The sequence below is a fragment of the Streptomyces palmae genome (assembly GCF_004684805.1).
GTDB classification, from domain to species: Bacteria; Actinomycetota; Actinomycetes; order Streptomycetales; family Streptomycetaceae; genus Streptomyces; species Streptomyces palmae.
On sequence record NZ_SRID01000672.1, the window covers coordinates 1 to 1,477 of the forward strand.

The following is a 1,477-nucleotide window of genomic DNA, read 5'->3' on the forward strand; positions in this document are numbered from 1 at the left end:
GGGCGGGGGAGCGCCCGGCCGGTCAGACGGAGGTGCGACAGAGCATGGCGGCGACGCGGCACAGGTCGACCGCCCGCCGCTTCGTGAGGTCCGCCTGTCCCCGCTGCTGGGGACCGCTCGTCCAGCTCTGCATGCCACCGATCGTAGGGAGGGTGGGGCGGCCGTGTCACCGGCGTGCCGCATGTCGAGACGAGATCGTCCGAATTTCGAGACGAGAAGCGGGAGGAGGGGGTGCGCCGGACCGGTCGTCGGGTCCGTACGGCTGGAGTTCTCCACCGTACGGACGCGACCGTCTCAGTGAATGGAACGAGGGGCTCTCAGGCCCGTTCCGGCGCGGGATGCGCGGGATGCGCGGGGAACTGCTGGGTGCCGGGCGTTCGGGTCCGGGTCAGCCGACCAGGTGCACGCTGTTGCCCGCCACCGAGATGTCCACTCCGTCCGGGGTGGACTCGACGTCCTGCAGCTTGATCCCCTCCGGCAGGTCGGAGATCCGCCACTGCTGGTCGGTGCGCCCCCGCACGGTGGACTCGTAGCGCTGCGGGATGCCCTCGGGCATCTGGTCCAGGTGCAGCCGGATGGTGTTGCCCTCCACCACGGTCACCGTGCCGTAGGCGGTCAGGCTGAAGCCCATGAAGTTGCCGCTGAACTTCACCCGGCTGTTGCCCTGCGCGTTCTTCTCGGCGTACGAGACGGTGATGCCGTCGCCGGCCGCCGCGGAGAGGTCGGCGTAGCTGATGTGCGCCCGGCCGGTGGCCCGGTCCGCGGTGGCGGAGGAGAAGTCGCCGCCGATACGGACCTGGTGCAGCACCGCGCGCAGCTCGGTGAGCCGGATCGGCTGGCCGTTGCCGCCGTCGGTGGTCAGCCCGTCCAGGTTGACCTCGACCTCGTCCAGCTCCTTGCCCAGGGCCTGGGTCAGGAACGGGAAGCCCTTGATCGAGACCTCGGGGTCGATGGTCAGCCCCTCGGCGCTCTTGATCTTGTCGGCGGCCTGGGACTCGGCGAAGTTCACGGCCAGCCGGTCGGCGGCCACGAAGAGCCCGCCGAGGACCACCAGGGTGATCACGGTGTTCCGCAGCCCTCGGCGCCGCCGCCGGGGTGCCGGGGGCCGACCGCCGCCGTGCCCCTCCTGGGCGTACCCGCCGGGATACGCCGGGGCGTCCGACGGCGGCGGGCCTATCGGATGGGTGGCGCCACCGTTGATTCCGTCGGCGCCTGGATACCCCTGCCCGGCGGTGCCGGGCACCCCGTACCCGCCCGGGCCGGTGCCGCCCGCCATGTTCGCCTCATTGGTGGTGTGTGCCGCGTCCGTCATCCCGTCCCCCATTCGAATAGGCCAGCCCGGGCGATCCGCCCGGGGCTGCCGAGCCTAACCGGACGACCGGAGAACCCGGCGGAGTACGGGACGGAGGTTGCCTGACCGGGACATTCCGACGGGCATGTCGCATGCGGGGCTCGGGCGGGGAGCCGTGCGGAGATT

Annotated in this window: 2 protein-coding genes; both read right to left on the reverse strand. The window is 71.8% G+C overall.

Annotation, left to right across the window (positions count from 1 at the left end; genetic code table 11):
• Positions 1 to 22 precede the first annotated feature (22 nt).
• Positions 23 to 133 (reverse strand): putative leader peptide, encoded by a 111-nt coding sequence (locus tag E4099_RS35095; RefSeq protein ID WP_342451963.1) that lies wholly within the window; start codon positions 131 to 133, stop codon positions 23 to 25.
• 255 nt (positions 134 to 388) lie between these two features.
• Positions 389 to 1,312 (reverse strand): LmeA family phospholipid-binding protein, encoded by a 924-nt coding sequence (locus E4099_RS31975; protein ID WP_245245355.1) that lies wholly within the window; start codon positions 1,310 to 1,312, stop codon positions 389 to 391.
• Positions 1,313 to 1,477 lie beyond the last annotated feature (165 nt).